Source organism: Actinoplanes sp. NPDC051537 (genome assembly GCF_055586105.1).
Genome location: NZ_JBVJIU010000001.1, coordinates 610,132 through 626,755, shown reverse-complemented (window position 1 = coordinate 626,755; position 16,624 = coordinate 610,132). Strand labels below are relative to the sequence as shown.

At 72.1% G+C, this 16,624-nt stretch carries 16 protein-coding genes; 8 read left to right on the top strand and 8 right to left on the bottom strand.

The features are described 5' to 3' along the window. Positions 1-58 precede the first annotated feature (58 nt). Both ACZ6TB_RS02945 and ACZ6TB_RS02940 read left to right on the top strand, forming a co-directional pair. Entirely contained in the window at positions 59-853 is a 795-nt protein-coding gene (locus ACZ6TB_RS02945) for an endonuclease/exonuclease/phosphatase family protein (RefSeq protein WP_465549895.1), read from the top strand. Positions 854-972: 119 nt separating this feature from the next. Then, the gene (locus ACZ6TB_RS02940) at positions 973-3,414 is read left to right on the top strand and encodes a glucosidase family protein (protein ID WP_465549893.1); all 2,442 of its coding nucleotides are present in this window, start codon (positions 973-975) and stop codon (positions 3,412-3,414) included. 18 nt (positions 3,415-3,432) lie between these two features. Here ACZ6TB_RS02940 and ACZ6TB_RS02935 read toward each other — a convergent pair whose 3' ends face one another. The 4 genes from ACZ6TB_RS02935 to ACZ6TB_RS02920 form a co-directional block, all read right to left on the bottom strand. Further along, a complete protein-coding gene (locus ACZ6TB_RS02935) occupies positions 3,433-4,392 on the bottom strand; it encodes a helix-turn-helix transcriptional regulator (protein WP_465549891.1) in 960 nt (319 codons plus the stop codon). Between the two features lie 210 nt (positions 4,393-4,602). Beyond that, positions 4,603-5,433, bottom strand: coding sequence for a rhamnogalacturonan acetylesterase (locus ACZ6TB_RS02930; RefSeq protein ID WP_465549889.1), 831 nt, complete (start codon positions 5,431-5,433; stop codon positions 4,603-4,605). A gap of 47 nt (positions 5,434-5,480) precedes the next feature. Then, positions 5,481-5,891 (bottom strand): ester cyclase, encoded by a 411-nt coding sequence (locus ACZ6TB_RS02925; RefSeq protein WP_465549887.1) that lies wholly within the window; start codon positions 5,889-5,891, stop codon positions 5,481-5,483. Between the two features lie 53 nt (positions 5,892-5,944). Continuing rightward, the gene (locus ACZ6TB_RS02920) at positions 5,945-6,442 is read right to left on the bottom strand and encodes a DUF305 domain-containing protein (protein ID WP_465549885.1); all 498 of its coding nucleotides are present in this window, start codon (positions 6,440-6,442) and stop codon (positions 5,945-5,947) included. A gap of 219 nt (positions 6,443-6,661) precedes the next feature. Between ACZ6TB_RS02920 and ACZ6TB_RS02915 the strand changes: the two genes are divergently transcribed. Then, positions 6,662-7,222 carry a TetR/AcrR family transcriptional regulator gene (locus ACZ6TB_RS02915; protein WP_465549883.1) on the top strand — a complete coding sequence of 187 codons (561 nt, stop codon included), beginning with the start codon at positions 6,662-6,664 and terminating at the stop codon, positions 7,220-7,222. Here the strand turns inward: ACZ6TB_RS02915 and ACZ6TB_RS02910 are convergent. Beyond that, positions 7,219-7,632 carry a tautomerase family protein gene (locus ACZ6TB_RS02910; RefSeq protein WP_465549881.1) on the bottom strand — a complete coding sequence of 138 codons (414 nt, stop codon included), beginning with the start codon at positions 7,630-7,632 and terminating at the stop codon, positions 7,219-7,221. The genes ACZ6TB_RS02915 and ACZ6TB_RS02910 overlap by 4 nt on opposite strands. 54 nt (positions 7,633-7,686) lie before the next feature. Here ACZ6TB_RS02910 and ACZ6TB_RS02905 point away from each other — a divergent pair, with 54 nt between their 5' ends. Together ACZ6TB_RS02905 and ACZ6TB_RS02900 are read left to right on the top strand one after the other, a co-directional pair. Further along, positions 7,687-8,088, top strand: a complete 402-nt coding sequence (locus ACZ6TB_RS02905) for an SRPBCC family protein (protein ID WP_465549879.1) — start codon at positions 7,687-7,689, stop codon at positions 8,086-8,088. Between the two features lie 41 nt (positions 8,089-8,129). Continuing rightward, the gene (locus tag ACZ6TB_RS02900) at positions 8,130-8,684 is read left to right on the top strand and encodes a hypothetical protein (RefSeq protein WP_465549877.1); all 555 of its coding nucleotides are present in this window, start codon (positions 8,130-8,132) and stop codon (positions 8,682-8,684) included. Positions 8,685-8,723: 39 nt separating this feature from the next. Here ACZ6TB_RS02900 and ACZ6TB_RS02895 read toward each other — a convergent pair whose 3' ends face one another. Beyond that, positions 8,724-10,790: a glycoside hydrolase family 15 protein gene (locus ACZ6TB_RS02895; protein ID WP_465549875.1), complete on the bottom strand. Its 2,067-nt coding sequence runs from the start codon at positions 10,788-10,790 to the stop codon at positions 8,724-8,726. 97 nt (positions 10,791-10,887) lie between these two features. On the opposite strand from ACZ6TB_RS02895, the gene ACZ6TB_RS02890 reads away from it, so the two are divergent. After that, positions 10,888-11,937, top strand: a complete 1,050-nt coding sequence (locus ACZ6TB_RS02890; protein WP_465549873.1) for an aldo/keto reductase — start codon at positions 10,888-10,890, stop codon at positions 11,935-11,937. A 41-nt stretch (positions 11,938-11,978) separates the two neighbouring features. Here ACZ6TB_RS02890 and ald read toward each other — a convergent pair whose 3' ends face one another. Then, positions 11,979-13,091 (bottom strand): alanine dehydrogenase, encoded by a 1,113-nt coding sequence (ald, locus tag ACZ6TB_RS02885; RefSeq protein ID WP_465549871.1) that lies wholly within the window; start codon positions 13,089-13,091, stop codon positions 11,979-11,981. 133 nt (positions 13,092-13,224) lie between these two features. Between ald and ACZ6TB_RS02880 the strand changes: the two genes are divergently transcribed. Beyond that, positions 13,225-13,692 carry an Lrp/AsnC family transcriptional regulator gene (locus ACZ6TB_RS02880; protein WP_465549868.1) on the top strand — a complete coding sequence of 156 codons (468 nt, stop codon included), beginning with the start codon at positions 13,225-13,227 and terminating at the stop codon, positions 13,690-13,692. Positions 13,693-13,800: 108 nt separating this feature from the next. On the opposite strand, the gene ACZ6TB_RS02875 is transcribed toward ACZ6TB_RS02880, so the two are convergent. Beyond that, a complete protein-coding gene (locus ACZ6TB_RS02875; protein WP_465549866.1) occupies positions 13,801-14,679 on the bottom strand; it encodes a response regulator in 879 nt (292 codons plus the stop codon). 147 nt (positions 14,680-14,826) lie between these two features. Between ACZ6TB_RS02875 and ACZ6TB_RS02870 the strand changes: the two genes are divergently transcribed. Then, the gene (locus ACZ6TB_RS02870; protein WP_465549864.1) at positions 14,827-16,044 is read left to right on the top strand and encodes a GAF domain-containing sensor histidine kinase; all 1,218 of its coding nucleotides are present in this window, start codon (positions 14,827-14,829) and stop codon (positions 16,042-16,044) included. The last annotated feature ends 580 nt before the right edge of the window (positions 16,045-16,624 follow it).

Below are 16,624 nucleotides of genomic sequence, written 5' to 3'. Positions count from 1 at the left end.
CACTGTAGAGCCCTAGCATGTCCCGGGCGAGAAGAGGCGGGAAGAGGCGGGAGAATCGGTGCGGATCGCGAGTGTCAACGCCTGGGGTGGCGCGCTGTACGACCAGCTCGTCGCGTGGCTGCCGGAGAGCGGGGCGGACGTGGTCTGCCTGCAGGAGGTGACCCGCACCCCGGGACTGGACGGGTGGACCCGCTTCGAGGACGGGCACCGCAGCCTGCCCCAGCGTGCCGACCTGCTCCACGACGTCCGCAGCGTGCTGCCGCGCCATCAGGCGATCTTCGTGACCAGCGACTCCGGGCCCGTGCGGGACGGCCGGGGTGCGCGCCATCGGCAGGACTTCGGCGTCGCGACGCTGGTCGCCGAACACCTGCCGGTCGTCGGCGTCGACTCGGCGTTCGTCCACGGGAGCTTCGCCGACCACGACGAGTGGACGGTCGCCGACCGCCCCCGGGTCGCGCTCGCGGTGTGTGCCGCCGACCGGGATGCCGGACGCTCGGTCTGGGTCGTCCAGATGCACGGTCTGCGCGACCCGGCGGGCAAGGCGGACAGCCCGGCCCGCCGCCGGCAGGCCGAGCGGCTCGTGGCGCTGGTGCGCCGGATCCGCGGCCCGCACGACCTGGTGGTCGTCTGCGGAGACTTCAACCTGCTGCCCGGCAGCGAAACCTTCGGCCTGCTCGCCGAGGCCGGCCTCAGCGACCTGGTCGGCGCGGCCGACACCCGCACCTCGCACTACGGCAAGCCGGTACGCCACGCGAGTTACCTGCTGATCTCCGACCTCGCCGCCGTCAAGAGCTTCGAGATCGTCGCGAAACCGGAGGTCTCGGACCACCGGGCACTGATCCTCGACCTGTGAGACGACCTGTGCGACGACCTGTGAGACGACTTGTGCGACACGGTCCGGTTGCGACCATCGCCGGGGTTGGGCAGGGTGGGAGCCAGAGAGATCAATGATGATCAATTCTGGAGTCCGCCATGAAGCGTCTCGCGGTGGCAGTGGTCCTGGGTACGGCGATCGGCCTGTGCGGTGTCGCCCCGGCGGTGGCCGCGGCGCCCGCGGGCGGCCTGTCCGAGGGTTCCGAGCTGGGCAACCGCCGGTTCGTCGTGACCGGCGACCGGGCCTACGAGGTGGGCGCCGAGAACGCGACCTATCCGGCCACCGGCTGGCACATCCGCGGGGAGATGGGCGGATTCTGGTCGCAGCCGATCAAGCTGCTCGACGGTGTGTGGTTCGCGGCCGGCGGCGCCTGGCTGACGGCGAGCCGGTTCACCGCGCATCCGGGCTACACGACCATGACGCTGGCCGGGCCCGGTGGGATGGAAGTGCAGCGGACCGACGTGGTGCCCGACGGGTCCCGCGCGGCGCTGATCGGCCTCCGGTTCCCGGCGAGCGCGGGCACCGTCCGGCTGACCGTGGACGCCCACTCCGAGCTGCTGTCGGCGTACCCGTGGTCCTTCACGACGCCGAGCCAGGCCACCGCCAACCACCCCGACACCGGTTCGTTCGACGGCCGTGACCTGGTCTTCCGCGACCAGGGCGGCGGGCACGACTGGGCGGCGCTGGTCGGCAGCGGGCTGACCCCGTCCGGGCATGCGCTCGGCCCCGGCATGCGCGGGCCGCAGGGCGACGTGATCTGCGGCGACCCTACGCCCGCGGTCTGCGACGACGGGCCCGCCGGCAAGGGCACCGGCGGACGGCTCACCTACGACGTCGAGGGCGGCCGGACGGTGTGGTTCGCGGTCGCCGGATCGGACCAGGGGCCGGCTGCCGCCCGTACGGAAATGGCGAAGGTCCTGCGTGACCCGCAGCGCGCGCTGGCCGCCAAGATGGCCACCCGGCGGGCCGTCGCCGCGCGCACCCGGGTCGACCTGCCCGGCGACCGGCTGTTGCAGCGGAGCGTCGACTGGTCCAAGCAGAACCTGGCCGACTCGGTCCAGCAGTCGCGCGACCTGCGCCTGTTCGCCAGCGATCAGGGCACCGCATTGCCGCCGGTCAAGGGCACGCTGGCCGAGGCCGACTGGCTGGGCGCGGGCTGGCCCGACTATCCGTGGATCTTCGCCACCGACGGCGAGTACTCGGCCTTCGCCTCGGTCGCCGCCGGGCAGTTCCGGGCGATCGAGAATCATCTGCGCACGCTGCGGGCGATCAGCGACGTGATCAACGACCGGTCCGGCAAGGTGGTGCACGAGGTCACCCCGGACGGCCAGGTCTACTTCGGCACGAACGCCGACCCGGGCAACACCGACGAGACCGTGAAGTTCCCGAGCACGGTCGCGCTGATCTGGCGCTGGACCGGCGACGATCGGTTCCGGGACGAGATGTACGACTTCTCGGTGCGGGCCATGAAGTACGCGGTCGCGCTCGACGCCGACGGCGACGGGTGGCCCGAGGGCAGCGGCAACGTCGAACGCGCGGGCATGGGCCCGGAGAAGCTCGACGTGGCCGTCTACACCATCCGCGGGCTGCTCGACCTGGCCGACCTGGCCGCGAGCAAGGGCGACCGGGCCACCGCGGCGTGGGCGGCGTCGGAGGCGGCCGGCCGGGAGCGGAAGTTCGAGACCGACTGGTGGTACGGCGGCGACGCGAACTCGTACGCGGACTCGTTGCAGGATCCGGGCAACGCCAAGCTGTTCCAGCGGTACTGGATCGGCGCCGTGCCGATGGAGGCGTCGCTGCCCGGCGGCGGTTCGGTGGCTGTTGCCCACGGCGCGACCGCGCTCGCCCAGCGCGAACGCGACTGCTTCACCGGCGACTTCGGCTTCTTCCACACCGGCATCCCCGGCTGCGACAGCGTCGTGTCGAGCGCGCCGTCCGAGCGCGACATCTTCTCGCTCGGCAACGCCGTGATGGCCGCCGCCGAGGGCAACTTCGGCCGCCTCACCCAGCAGGAGCGCTACACGACGGCCAACGCCCGCAGCCAGCTCGACCCGTCGGTGTGGGAGATGCCGGGCGCGATGCCGGAGATCCTGCCGTCGCCCGACTTCGGCACCAACATGAGCAAGGACTTCCTGAGCCGCTCGAGCGTGCTGCAGACCTGGGGAACGTACGGCGTACTCTGGCCCGTCGTCCACCAGCAGCTCGGCGTCGACCCCGACCTGGGCCGCGGCGCGTTGTCGGTGGTGCCGCAGATCCCGCCGGGCCAGACCCGGATCGCCGGGTCGGGCATCGCGGTCGGTTCGGGCCACGTCGACGTGCGGGCGACCAGCGGGGCCGGGACGCTGACGGTCACGGTCGACGCGGCGGTCCGGGCCCGGCTCACCCTGGGCGCGGTGGTTCCGGCCGGCAAGAGCGTCTCGGCCGTACGCCTGGACGGCCGCCCGGTCCCGATCCGGCTCGTCACGACGACCCGTGGCGCCGAGGTGCGGGCCGGGGCCGGATCCGGCGGCCGCCACACGATGGAGGTGCGCCTGCGTTAGGCGTGTCTTGAAAAGGCGTCAAGTGCGCAGCGTCCGGCTCGGCGGCTGGCCGAACGCGGCCCGGTAGTCGGCGGCGAAGCGGCTCGGGTTCGCGAAACCCCACCGGTGCGCGGCCGCCCGCACGGTCGCGCCGCCGGCCGGGTCGGCGGTCTGCAGCTCGCGGTGCACCCGTTCGAGGCGCACCCGGCGCAGGTAGCCCATCGGCGTGACGTCCAGGTGCCGGCGGAACGCGCTCTGCAGCGCCCGGGCGCCGACCCCGGCCGCCGTCGCGACGTCGTTGATGGTGAGCGCCCGGTCGGGGTGGGTGTCCATGTAGGCCATCGCGCGGCGGATCGCGGCCGGCGCCACGCGGCCCTCGCGCGGCAGCCGCGCGGTCATCGTCGTATTGGGGAAGGCGGCGAGCATGGCGGTGGCGGCCAGGCGGGTCATCTGATCGCGGACGAGCGTGGGCAGATCCGCGTCGGGCCGGGTGAGCTGCTCGGCCAGGAACGCGACGGTCGCGGCCCAGTAGACGCGCATCGGCGCCGACACCGGCTGCGGCGACTCGAAACGCAGGTCGGCCGCCCGGAGACCGGTCGTCGCCTCGGCCAGCTCCGCGGCGTACGACATGGGAAGGGTGATCAGGTCGATGGCGCTGTGCCCGTATTCGCCGGCGATGGGCACGCCCTGCGGGTACATGAAACCGTCGGATCGCTGCAGCGCCATGTCCAGCCCCGGCACCCGGATGTGCGCGCGGCCGTCGGCGAGGCAGCCCGCGAGCAGGTAGTCGATCGGCTCGGTGTCGGCGGCGTAGCTGACCCCGCACAGCCGCACCCGGGCGGCGCCGAGCACGCCGCCGCCGGCCATCCGCACGTGCAGGTCGAGCCGGTCGGCGTCGTCGATCGTGATGTTCGCCCGATGCGCGGTGATGCTGTTGAGCGCCTCGGCGATCGCCTGCTTGTCCCGCGTGCGGACCTCCAGCCATTCCGGCTGTGCCACGCCCTCTCACCCCCGCCGACGAACCCCCAGGCTTCCGCCGACCAGTATGCCCCCCGATATATCGGGTTTTAAACGCATCCCGCCGGGATTAATCCGGGGGTGGGACTTCGTCTGGGCGACAGAACGCGTTCGCTTTACGTCCGGGCGCTTCGTCGCGGGGACAACGGAGTCGCGGGGACCATGGAGTCGCGGGGACCATGGAATCGCGGCTCAGCTCTCCGCGGGCCGGGTCGGCGGCCAGACGAGCACGTCGTCGGGGATCGTGTCGTCGCGCAGCGCGCACAGATCGCGCCCCGGGATCGTGTACCCGTTGGCCGCCACCAGACGCGCCACCTCGATCGCGCCGTGGGCCTGGAAATGCGTGTTGTCGGCGACCCCGGCGGGATAGTTCGGGTTCGCGCCGGCGTCCACGTACAGGAAATAGCTCTTGGTCTTCTCCGGGCCGAGCTCGCTCCACAGCGCGAACGACAGCGCCGTGAGATCGATCAGCGGGGTGCGGGTCTCGGTCGCGAGCGCGCGCATGGCGTCCGGATATTCGCCGTGGGAGAGGTACGGGGTGCCGTCCGCCCGGAACCGCCGGCGCTCGACGGGGGTGACCAGGATCGGGTGGGCGTGCGCGGCCCGGGCCCCGTCCAGATAGAGGCGCAGGTAGTCCTGGAACGTGCTCCACGGCTCGGTGTAGCGGGCCGGGTCGTCGGTCTTCTCGTCGTTGTGGCCGAACGACACCAGCAGCACGTCGCCCGGGCGGATCGCGGCCAGGATCAGGTCGAGCCGGCCGAGGTCGGCGAAGCTCTTGGAGCTCGCGCCGCTCAGGGCGCCGTTCACCACCGGCTCCTGCACGAAGACCGGGAGGGCCTGGCCCCAGCCCGCGCGCGGGACGTCGGCGGTCGCGTAGGTGGCGGCGGTCGAGTCCCCGGCGACGAAGATGGTGCGTTTCCCGCGCGCCCGGGCGGCATCGGGCAAACCCATGATCCCGTACGCGGCGGCGGCCGCACCGCCGGCGGTGACGGTGCGCAGCAGTGTTCTCCGATCCAGCGTCATGCCGGACATTCAATCAACACGCGTCGATGTAGGCAAGCGCTTTCCTGCTAGTCCTCGGGTGCGTGGACGCGCGCTCCCAGCTGCTGGGCGACCTCGAGGTCGTTGCCCTCGAACCAGGTCTCCGCCACCCGGCCGCCGGTCAGCCGGTAGATGATGATGCCGGTCTCCTCGACGTGCTGCCCGTGCCCCGGGATGTCGAGATAGCCGCCGCGGTACGTGGACCGGACCGTGTAGCGCACGACGATCCGGTCGCCGTCCGCCATCACGTCGTCGAGGGTGGCCCGCTGGTCGGCGAAGGCCGAGGGATACCACTGCAGCCAGTCGGCGAACGTGGCCCGATCACCGGTCCCGCCGGGCCCGTGGCAGAGGAAGTCGTCGGTGGCCATCGTGGCGAACGCGCCCACGTCCCCCATCCGACACATTTCGAACCAAGCCTGCGCGATCTCCCTCGGACGCATGCATGATTTTCTATGCTGAAATGCCCTCGTAAAGCAACTCGTTCTGGACCGTTCTACTCGACGTACCCGCGGAGCTGGTCCACCTCGCCCGCCCGCGACTCGATGACCTGCTTGGCGAAGGCGAGCGCGGTGGGGTTGGTGCCGGCGGCCTGCTCCCGCTGGGCCAGCACGATCGCCTCCTGCTGATGGGCGATGAGGGCCTGGACCGGGTTGCCGGTCGTCGCGGCCGGGCTCGTCGTGGCCGGTGGTTTCTCGCCCCAGTCCGCGAGCCAGCCGGTCATCCGGACGATCTCGTCCTGCTGGGTCACGATGATCGCCTCGGCCAGGACCCGGGCCTCGGGGCGCTCGGCCGCCGCCCGCGCGAGGGCGATGCCCCGCTCGTGGTGGGGGAGGAGCGCCTTCACGAACGCGATGTCGGCGGCGGCGTGGCGGCTGCCCGCCCGGGCGGCGTCGGCCGTGGTGGCGGCCGGCGTGGGCTCGGGTCGCGGAGCGGCCGTCCCGCATCCGCCGAGGACCAGCACTCCAACGAGAACCATCGATACCCGCCGCATGGGTCGAAGGTAGTCCCCGGCCCCGCTTCAGTAAAGACGGTTAACCAAACCTGAAGCCGCGCGGGCGGTGCGATCGCGAAGGCCCCGCAGGCGGTGCGATCGCGAAGGCCACGCGGGCGGTGCGATCGCGAAGGCACGAAGTTGCCTAGCCTCCTAGGATGCCTTGGCGGCGGTGCCGGGCGACTCACTATGGTGACCGGCATAGCGGAAGGGGCTGCCTTGGCCGAGGGCGTGCGGGACCGGATGATCGACGGAGCGGTGCGGCTGCTCGCTCAGCAGGGGCTTCAGGCGACCTCGTTCGCCGAGGTGCTGCAGCTGACGGGCGCGCCGCGCGGGTCGATCTACCACCACTTCCCGGGTGGCAAGGACCAGCTGGTGGCGGCCGCGGTCGAGGCGGCGGGGGCGCGGGCGATCGGGGTTCTCGACGGGCTCGCGGGGCAGTCGCCGGAGCGGGTGGCGGAGACCTTCCTCGGCCTCTGGCGGCTGCTGCTCGAACGCACCGACCGGACGGCGGGCTGCGCGGTTCTCGCCGTCACCGTCGCGACGCGCTCCGACGAGCTGATCGACGGCGCCGGCCGGGTGTTCCGGGCGTGGCGGGCCCGGCTGACCGACCTCTTCGTGGTGGGTGGCCTGCCGGACGCCGAGGCCTTCGCGGCGACCCTGGTGGCGGCGAGCGAGGGCGCCGTCGTGCTGGCCCGCGCCGAACGGTCGATGGAACCGTTCGACGCGGTCGCCGGCTATCTGCTGGCCCGGGTTCGCGCGGCCGGGAACGCGGGCTAGCGGGCGAGCTCGGCCCGGGCGGCCGCCACCAGTTCCTCGTTCGTGTGGGCGTGGCCGGTCAGGCCCCAGCCCCCGGGCACGGCCTCGGTCAGCAGCACCCAGGTGCGGTCCTTCAGCGACTCGTCCCCGGCCGCCTCGGCGATCAGTCTGGTCAGCTCGGCGACGACGGCCAGCTGCTTCGGCCGGTCGAGCGCTCCGGCGTTGGTGAGGACCTGGACGCGTACGTGATCGGCATCGCCGTTGACGTTGGCGAACGCGGACGGGGTGTGGATGAACGCGGCGGTGTTCGTGCGGAACATCGCGATGTCGGGGACCTGTTCGATCCGCATGACGGCGGTGGCGAGAGAGACCGCGAGGGCGTGCTCGTCGGCAAACGTGCCCGCGGGGGCGTAAACGTCGATCATCGGCATGCCACGACGGTATGTATGACGACCTGCATAGTCAAGCCGTGCGAAGATCGGGACATGGCTTCCGACTCTGCTCATGTGGCCGAACGCATCGACTGTGCGGCGACCGACGTCTATGCGTACGTGGTACAGCCGCCGCACATCACCGACTGGGCGCCGGGGCTGGGCCACCGCGTCGAGCAGGTGGACGGCGAGTGGTTCGTCGACAGCCCGATGGGCCGGGTCAAGGTGACGTTCGCGCCGGTCAACGAGTTCGGGGTGCTCGATCACGAGGTGGAGCTGCCGACCGGGGAGAAGTTCAGCAACCCGCTGCGGGTGGTGCCCTACGGCGAGGGCAGCGAGATCGTGTTCACGGTGCGCCGCATGCCCGGAGTGTCCGACGCCGACTTCGCGCGGGATGCCGCCGCCGTGGCCGCCGACCTGGGCCGTCTCCGGCAGATCCTGGAGAACCGGAACTAAATCGCTGGTCAGAGCGGTGTGGTCGGAGCGACCATGCCTTGATGCACATCACCTTCGTACGGGCGTTGAGCGGGTCCACCCTGGCGACCATCCGGCGGGTCGACGGTGTGGTGCTCGAACTGCCGGGCTACGACCGTAAGTACCGGGTGCCGCACGACCTCGCGCACGCGGTCACCGAGCGGCAGCTGGGCATGGACGGCGGCGTGTTCGGGTCGATCGCGGGCGGCGGCGTCTTCGACAACATGCGGGTCGTCGAGGGCCGGCCCCGGCACGACGCGAGCGAGCGCAGCAAACGCCTGCTCGCGGCCAACAAACAGGCACTCGGCGTGGCCGAGGTGCTGGCCGGCGTGGTCCACGACGCGGTCGAGAAGGACGAGGCCGGCGCCCTCGACCGGGCCCGGCGCAGCTGGGGCATCTTCAGCACCGACCCGTTCCCGTGGAGCGCCGACGACGTCGACGAGGCCGTGCGCCTGCTGGCCGAGCTGGCCGCCGAGTTCGAGGCGACCGGCAAGGTGACGTTCACCTGGCCGGACCGCCTGACCAGCCCGGTGCCCGCGCCGGCGGGGGCCCGGCGCGGGCGGCGCGGGCGGATCTAGCCGCCGGCCCGGGCGGCTCTGAGCCGGGCGCCGGCGGCTCTAGCGCAGGTAGCGGTCGGCCACCACGGCCGGCTGCTCGAGGATCCGTCCGGCCTGGACGTTCCAGGCGAGCCGGATGAACTGGGCGTGCGTCCAGGCGAGCGGCGTCGCCGAATAGGTCGGCGTGCCCGGCGCGAAGGCCGGCGGCGCCTGGTCCCAGACCTGCTCGGGCATCATGCCGCCGGGCCCGGCGGCGCGCGCCATCGTGGCGAGCTGGGCGCGGGCCCCGGCGGCGGAACCGGCCGCGAGCAGATACTCGCCGCGCTCCCCGTTGAGCAGCGGCCAGGCCCGGCCGTGCGTGATCAGCGACCCGTCGGGCAGCCCGTAGTCCCAGGCGCTCCCGTCGGCCTTCTCGCCGTACCCGTCGAACGAGGCCCGGTGCCAGAAGAAGCCGTTCGGGGTGGAGACGCCGAGCTGCCGGTCGACGACGGCGAGCGTGTTGCGCACGTCCGGGTCGCCGGCCGGCAGCACGCCGAGCCGCACCAGCTCGAGGAAGCTGGGGTCGACCACGGCCCGCTGGTCGACGTCGGCCGGCCCGCTGTCGCCGATCGTGTAGGTGGTTCCGGCGTCGGGCTTTCCGTCCTTGGTGAGCCGGAGGAAATACGGCTTCGGCGCGTACGGGCCGGTGCTCGTCACGGTCCAGGACTTCACCTTCGACTGCCATGCGTCGGCCACGGCGAGGTAGCGGCCGGCGTCGGCGTCCGCCCCGGCGGCGTGGGCGAGGGACGCGGCGCACACCAGCCCGGCGATCTCGGCGGCGATCGTCGCCGGCGAGTAGCCGGACTGGTTCTCCCAGCGCTCCTGCGGCGTCCAGGGCGCGGCGAACCCGTCCTGGGTGAAGCCGACCAGGAAGTCGGCGGCCCGCTTGACGTGCGGCCAGGTGTCGGCCCGGCCGAGCTGGTGGGCGAGCACGATCGGCAGCGCCACCTCGTCGAGCTGCAGCCCGCCCCAGACCGGGGAACCGTCGACCTGGGAGTTCTGCGGGAACGATCCGTCCGGCTTCTGCTGGGCGCCGAACAGGAAGTCGAGCGCGCGGTTGGCCCCGGCCGTGTCGCCGGCGGCGATCAGCGCCGTGGCGATCTGGTAGAGGTCACGCGACCACACCAGGTGGTAGGGCGCGGAGGGATCGTCACGGCCGAACGCCCACGGCGAGGCGGGCGCCGCCACGTACGCACCGGGATGGATCTTGTCCTCGCTCGCCGCGAGCACCATCGCCGACACGTCGTAGAGCCGGGGGGAGACGGTCCGTGGCGGCCGCCTCAAACCGGCGAGATACTGCTTCCACCCGTACGCGTAAAGCGCCGAAACCGGCCCGAAACCGCCCCGCAGAGAGGTCGTCGCCGCCGAGATCGCGCCGCTCGGCGCCGTGCCGAAGCCCAGCGCGAGCGTCGTGCGGGGCGCGAGCGCGGCGGTCTGCACGAGGTTGCCGGCCGGCGCCGAGGAGTAGTGCCAGTCCATGCGCCCGTCGGCGAGCAGGTCGGTGAGCCCGTCGCTGACCCCGGCGAACCCGCTCGAGGCGGCCCGGATCGGCGGTGCGGCGACGAGCGCGCTGGAGACGTCGCCGTCGGTCGCCACCAGCCGATCGCCCTGGGTCGAGCCGGCGTCACCGCCGCGTGAGTTGCCGAGCGCCGGATCGTAGATCGCGTACAGGGCGTGACCGCGCCCGTCGAGACGCAGTGCGACCATCACCGTGTCCCGTCGCGGATCGGTGACGTAGGAGGCGGTCAGCCGCCACCCGTCGCCGGTGAAGGTCTGCCGGAAGCTGAGGCTGCGCGCGTCGGTCTGCTCGGTGCGCACGTGCCCGGTGTTGGCCAGGACCGCGTGCCCGTGACCGTCGGCGATCACGAACCGCAGGGCGCGCGCCGAGGGCCCGCCGATGGTCGGGTAGTAGATCTCGCCGAGGCCGCCCTCCTTCTGGACGGTGGCCCAGACGTGGCTGGTGGTGGTGTGCGAGGTGACGAGGCCGGCCTTGTCGGCCGGGAGGTATTGCTCGTCGGAGCCGGGAGCGCCGGGGGCGACGACGGTGGTGATGCCGAGCAATGTCGCGAGGATCGCGGGGACCGTCATCACAGCCGAGTACCCCACCCATTCGGTGGACAAGCGGCGCGGCCGGGTAAAGGCTGGTTTTGCGGTTTCCACCGCGATGCGCAGAGAGGGCGATGACATGCAATACCGGCAGCTTGGGCGGACCGGCCTCCGGGTCTCGGCGTTCACCCTGGGCACCATGGGCTTCGGCGGCACCGGCTGGGCCACCCCGGTCGGCAAGATCGACGTGGACGGGGCCCGCGAGGAGATCGCGATCGCTCGCGAGTTCGGCGTCAACATGATCGACACCGCGGACGTCTACTCGGGGGGCCTGTCCGAGGAGATCCTGGGCGAGGCGCTGGGCGACACCCGCGAGGAGTGGCTGATCGCCACCAAGGTGCGCATGCCGATGGGCGAGGGGCCGAACGACGCGGGGCTCTCCCGGCACCACATCATCCGTGGCTGCGAGGCGAGCCTGCGCCGGCTCGGCACCGACTACATCGACCTCTACCAGGTGCACGAGTGGGACGGGCACACGCCGCTCGAGGAGACGCTGACGGCGCTGGACGACCTGGTCCGCAGCGGCAAGGTGCGCTACGTGGGCTGCTCGAACTACGCGGCCTGGCACATGATGAAGGCGCTGGGAGTCGCCGACCAGCGGCAGCTGGAGCGGTTCGCCAGCAACCAGCTCTACTACTCGCTGCAGTCGCGGGACATCGAGGCCGAGATCGTGCCGGCCTGTCTCGACCAGGGCGTGGGCATCCTGGTGTGGAGCCCGATCGCGGGCGGGCTGCTCTCCGGCAAGTACCGCCGCGGCGTCGACGCGCCGGCCGGCAGCCGGCACCTGACCGAGTGGTCCGAGCCGCCGATCCACGACGAGGACAAGCTGTACGACACCATCGAGGTGGCGGTGAAGATCGGCGAGTCGCACGGGGTGTCGGCGGCGCGGGTGTCGCTCGCGTACATCGCCCAGAAGCCGGGGATCACGTCGGTGATCGTCGGCGCCCGGACGGCTTCGCAGTTGCGGGACAACCTGGCGGCGGCCTCGCTCGAGCTGTCGGCCGACGAGGTCGCGGCTCTGGATGACGTCAGTAGCTCGCCGCTGCGGTATCCGTTCTGGCACCACCGGAACACCAGCACCGACCGGTTGTCGCCCGCCGATTTGTCGCAGATTTCGTACTATCTCTGAACTGATAAGGGTGAGGCCGCCTCGGCGGCCTCACCCGTCTCTCAGAGAACTTCGGCGATCTCCACCGCGGGGAGGCCCAGCGCCTCGCCGACCTCGGCATTGGTGAGCCGGCCGGCGTGGATGTTGAGACCCTTCGCGAGCGCGGGGTCCTGCTTGAGCGCCTGCTCCCAACCAAGATCGGCAAGCTTGAGCGCGTACGGGAGGGTGGCGTTCGTGAGCGCGTTGGTGGACGTGTTCGGCACCGCCCCCGGCATGTTCGCCACGCAGTAGAAGACCGCGTCGTGCACCCGGTAGATCGGGTCCTCGTGCGTGGTCGCGTGCGAGTCCTCGAAGCAGCCGCCCTGGTCGATCGCGATGTCGACCAGCACCGCGCCCGGCTTCATCCGCTTCACCAGGTCGTTCGAGACCAGCTTCGGGGCCTTCGCGCCGGGCACCAGCACCGCGCCGATCACCATGTCGGCCTCGAGCACCGACTGCTCGATCGCGTAGGAGCTGGAGACCAGCGTCTTGACCCGGCCGCCGAACTGGGCGTCGATCTGCCGCAGCCGGCCGATGCTCAGGTCGAGCACGGTGACGTCGGCGCCCATGCCGAGCGCGATGGTCGCCGCGTTGACGCCGGAGACGCCGCCGCCGATCACGGTGATCTTCGCCGGGCTGACTCCCGGAACCCCGCCGGGGAGCACGCCACGACCGCCGCTGTTGCGCATCAGCGAGTACGCGCCGACCTGCGGCGCGAGGCGGCCGGCGACCTCGGACATCGGGGCGAGCAGCGGCAGCGAGCCATCGGCCAGCTGAACCGTCTCGTACGCGATGGCGGTCGTCCCGGAGTTGAGCAGCGCCTTGGTGCCCTCGGCGTCGGCGGCGAGGTGCAGGTAGGTGAAGACGACCTGCCCGGCGCGCAGCCGGTGGTACTCGACGGCGATCGGCTCCTTGACCTTGAGCAGCAGGTCGGCCCGCGCCCACACGCTGTCGGCGTCCGGCACGATGCGGGCGCCCGCGGTGGCGTAGTCGTCGTCGGTGATCGCGGAGCCCGTGCCGGCGCCGGCCTGGATGAGCACCTGGTGCCCGCGGCGAACGAACTCGGCCACGCCCGCCGGGGTGATGGCCACCCGGTACTCGTGGTTCTTGACCTCGGTCGGCACACCGACGATCATCTGGGGCTTCCTCTCGGACGTCGTTGTCGTTGTGCCGATAGGGTGGAACGATGTGCAGTATTCGCGCAATATTGCCGCAGATGATTCTGTACGCGTGGTGGAGGCAGAACAAAATGCGAATCGAGCACCGCTGATGCCGGATCAGGCGAAGGATCTTCGAGGGCTCGACAACACCGATCTGGAGCTGCTCGCGCTGCTCGAGGTCGACGGCCGCATGCCCAACAACGCGCTCGCCGAGCGGGTCGGCATCGCCCCGTCGACGTGCCTGACCCGCATCCGCCGGCTGCGCGAGCTCGGCGCGATCCGCGGCTTCCACGCCGACGTCGACCCGTCCTGGATCGGCCGCCCGATCCAGGCGATGATCGCCGTCCGCATCCGCTCCGACGCCCGCGACGCGATCGGCAAGTTCGCCGAGTCGCTGGCCGGGATCCCCGCGGTGCGCGACGTCTATTTCGTGTCCGGCTCGTACGACTTCCTGCTGCACGTGGCCACGGCCGACGTGGAAGACCTGCGCTCCATCATCACCGAGCGACTGAGCGGCACCCACCTGGTGGCGGGCACCGAGACGCACCTCATCTTCGAGCACCGCCGGGGCAATTAGCGGCTTTTGCCTTCGGCTTTGGTCGCGCCGGCCTTAGTCGCGGCGGCTTTGGTCGTGCCGGCTTTGGTCGCGGCGGCTTTGGTCGTGCCGGCTTTGGTCGCGGCGGCTTTAGTCGTGCCGGCTTTGGTCGCGGCGGCGGTCCACCACACTCATCACGGCCGGTGCGGTCGCGGCCAGCACGTCGGCCACGTCGCCGGGCAGGCGGCCCGGCTCGGCGTCCATCGCGGCGAGGGCGCCGACCACGAAGCCGTCCCGGTCGTGCAGTGGGACGCTCGCGTACGAGCGGAAGCCGCAGATCGTCGCGATCGCGATGTCGCGGAAGACGGGGTCGGCCACCAGGTCGTTCGAGACCACGGGACGGTCGGCGCCGGCCGCGATGCCGGACGGGGTCCACTCGACCGGCATGCCACCGGCCTCGACGACCACGTCGGGCAGGCCGACCGACGCGAGGGTCAGGACGGCGTCGTTCAGCACCAGCTTGGCGGCCGCCGCGCGTACGCCGATGGTCTCCGCGACGTTGGCGATCAGGATCGCCAGATCGAGCTCGTCCACCGGGTCGGCATCGCCGAGCAGCGCCGCCACCGCCGACAACCGGGCGGGGTCGGTCAGCGGGCGGCCCTTGAGCGCGGGCGGGCGGCTCACCGAGAGCAGGTCGCCGGCGGCGTCGGCCACCCGGCGCAGCGGGACCGGCTTCCGCAGCACCTGGTCGAAGACGTCGCGGGCGTCGTCGGGGGCGGCGGGGGTCAGCATCATCAGCGGCATGCCCGCCGTCTCGGCGTCGGCGCGCAGGCGGCGGGCGACGCTGAGGCCGGTCATGCCGGGCATCGCGTGGTCGAGGATGACCAGGTCGGGGTGGAACCGGGCGACCATGTGCAGGGCGCGGGGGCCGGTGCCGGCCAGGTGCACCGTGTGGCCGGCGCGGCTGAGGGTGGTGACGAGCATGTCGGCGACGTCGGCGTCGTCCTCGGCGGCAACGATTACGGCCATCTGCGTTTCGGGTCCTCTCATTCGCGTTCCGGGTGGTAGTTCGGCCGGGAGCGGGCCGGTGTGAGGGCCGGCGGGGTGCGATCGGGTTGAGTCCGGCGGGGCGTTCGGCCCGGGTAGTACCGTGCGTACGGAGGGGGCGTTTTTCGCATGTCAGACATCTCGGTTTTGGAGCATCGGCGGCTCGCCGCCCTGCACCGCTACGAGGTGCTGGGGACCGCGCCCGAGGCCGACTTCGACGACATCGCGCTGCTGGCCGCCCAGCTGTGCCGCACCCCCAGCGCCGCGATCAGCCTGGTCACCACCGACCGGCAGTGGCTCAAGTCCACGATCGGGTTCGACGGCTGCGACATCGCCCGCGAGCACTCGTTCTGCGCCCACGCGATGCGCGGCGCCGAGGTCATGCAGGTGCCCGACGCCCGGCTCGACCCGCGCTTCCGCAACAACCCGCTGGTGACCGGCGAGCCGTACCTCCGCTTCTACGCCGGCGCGCCCCTGGTCACCTCCGACGGCGAGCCGCTGGGCAGCCTGTGCGTGGTCGACTACGAGCCCCGGCTGCTCACCCCGGCCGAGTGCGCCGGCCTGCGCACGCTGGCCAAGCACGTGATGGCCCAGCTCGAGCTGCGCCAGTACGCCCGCGGGCTGGACCGGGCCAACGAGCGGCTGCGCGACGCCGACCGGATCAAGGACGAGTTCATCTCCCGCGTCACCCACGAGCTGCGCACCCCGCTGACCTCGATCAACGGTTACCTCGAGGTGCTCGGCGACGCCGAGGTGGCGCCCGACGACGGCCGGGAGTTCCTGGTCCGCATCCGCCGCAACTCCGACCGCCTGATGGCCCTGGTCGACGACATGCTGCTGGCCGCGCAGGCCGGCCAGACCGCGCTGGTGCTGCACCGAACGGCGATCGACCTCGCCGCGCTGGCCCGGTCCGCCGTGGCCCGCAACGAGGTGCTCGCCGCCGGCCGGGGCCTGCGCCTGTGGACCGACGCGGCCGGGCCGGTGCGGGCGCACGCCGACGAACAGCGTCTCGCGCAGGCGCTCGAACGGCTGGTGCTGAACGCGGTGAAGTTCACCCCGCACGGCGAGATCCGCGTGCGTGCGGCCACGGTGGGCGACGAGACCCTGCTGGAGGTACGCGACACCGGCATCGGCATCAGCCCGGCCGACCAGGAGCGGGTGCTGACCCCGTTCCGCCGCACGGCCGCCGCCGAACGCCACGAAATCCAGGGCGCCGGCCTGGGCCTGAGCATCGTCAAGGCAATCGTCGACGCCCACGGCGGCACCCTGACCATCGACAGCGACGCGGGCCGGGGCGCCGCCGTCACCATCCGCCTCCGCAAGCACGCCGCGCCCGAGAGGTCGTGAGGCCGCGGATTGGCCGGGCTGGGTCCGATTCGCCGTTATCGCCGATCCGCCCGCCCCTCCGCCCGCCCGTCCGGCCGTGCTGCCGCTTGATCCGCCGCCCGCCGCATTCCGGCCGTCCTGCCGCGCTGCCTGACCGACCGGACCGCTGGGCCGCCTGATCCGCCGCCCGCCGCCTGCCCGCCCGCTGCCTGCTCGACCGCGCCGCCGTCCGCTGCCTGCTCGACCGCGCCGCCCGCTGCCTGCCCCGCCGCCCGCCGGGTGCCGATCCGGCCGCCCCGCCGTCTGCCGCATTCCCGCCGCCCTATCCGGCCCGCCGCCCTATCCGGCCCGCCGCTCTACCCGGCCTGCCGCCTGGCGCTCCGGCCGCACCGCGGCTGTGGACAGCCCGCCGAAATTGTCGTAGCCGGCCGCTAAGTTGTGCCCACCCAGTGAACGGGGTGGGGTTGAGTTGGCGACCTGAACGGGACGGGGTTGTGCAGGCGCCCTGCATGGGACGGGGTTGAGAAGGCGACCTGCACGGGACCGAGTTGTGCAGGCGACCTGAACGAGACGGACTGGGTGGTGTCCGACCCCGCCATCG

Bases quoted from the DNA above. Each gene is read 5' to 3' on its own strand.
- ACZ6TB_RS02940 (WP_465549893.1), top strand. From the start codon at position 973: ATGAAGCGTCTCGCGGTGGCAGTGGTCCTGGGTACGGCGATCGGCCTG.
- ACZ6TB_RS02930 (WP_465549889.1), bottom strand. From the start codon at position 5,433: ATGACGCTGGATCGGAGAACACTGCTGCGCACCGTCACCGCCGGCGGT.
- ACZ6TB_RS02925 (WP_465549887.1), bottom strand. From the start codon at position 5,891: ATGCGTCCGAGGGAGATCGCGCAGGCTTGGTTCGAAATGTGTCGGATG.
- ACZ6TB_RS02920 (WP_465549885.1), bottom strand. From the start codon at position 6,442: ATGCGGCGGGTATCGATGGTTCTCGTTGGAGTGCTGGTCCTCGGCGGA.
- ACZ6TB_RS02910 (WP_465549881.1), bottom strand. From the start codon at position 7,632: ATGCCGATGATCGACGTTTACGCCCCCGCGGGCACGTTTGCCGACGAG.
- ACZ6TB_RS02905 (WP_465549879.1), top strand. From the start codon at position 7,687: ATGGCTTCCGACTCTGCTCATGTGGCCGAACGCATCGACTGTGCGGCG.
- ACZ6TB_RS02900 (WP_465549877.1), top strand. From the start codon at position 8,130: ATGCACATCACCTTCGTACGGGCGTTGAGCGGGTCCACCCTGGCGACC.
- ACZ6TB_RS02895 (WP_465549875.1), bottom strand. From the start codon at position 10,790: ATGACGGTCCCCGCGATCCTCGCGACATTGCTCGGCATCACCACCGTC.
- ACZ6TB_RS02890 (WP_465549873.1), top strand. From the start codon at position 10,888: ATGCAATACCGGCAGCTTGGGCGGACCGGCCTCCGGGTCTCGGCGTTC.
- ald (WP_465549871.1), bottom strand. From the start codon at position 13,091: ATGATCGTCGGTGTGCCGACCGAGGTCAAGAACCACGAGTACCGGGTG.
- ACZ6TB_RS02880 (WP_465549868.1), top strand. From the start codon at position 13,225: ATGCCGGATCAGGCGAAGGATCTTCGAGGGCTCGACAACACCGATCTG.
- ACZ6TB_RS02875 (WP_465549866.1), bottom strand. From the start codon at position 14,679: ATGGCCGTAATCGTTGCCGCCGAGGACGACGCCGACGTCGCCGACATG.
- ACZ6TB_RS02870 (WP_465549864.1), top strand. From the start codon at position 14,827: ATGTCAGACATCTCGGTTTTGGAGCATCGGCGGCTCGCCGCCCTGCAC.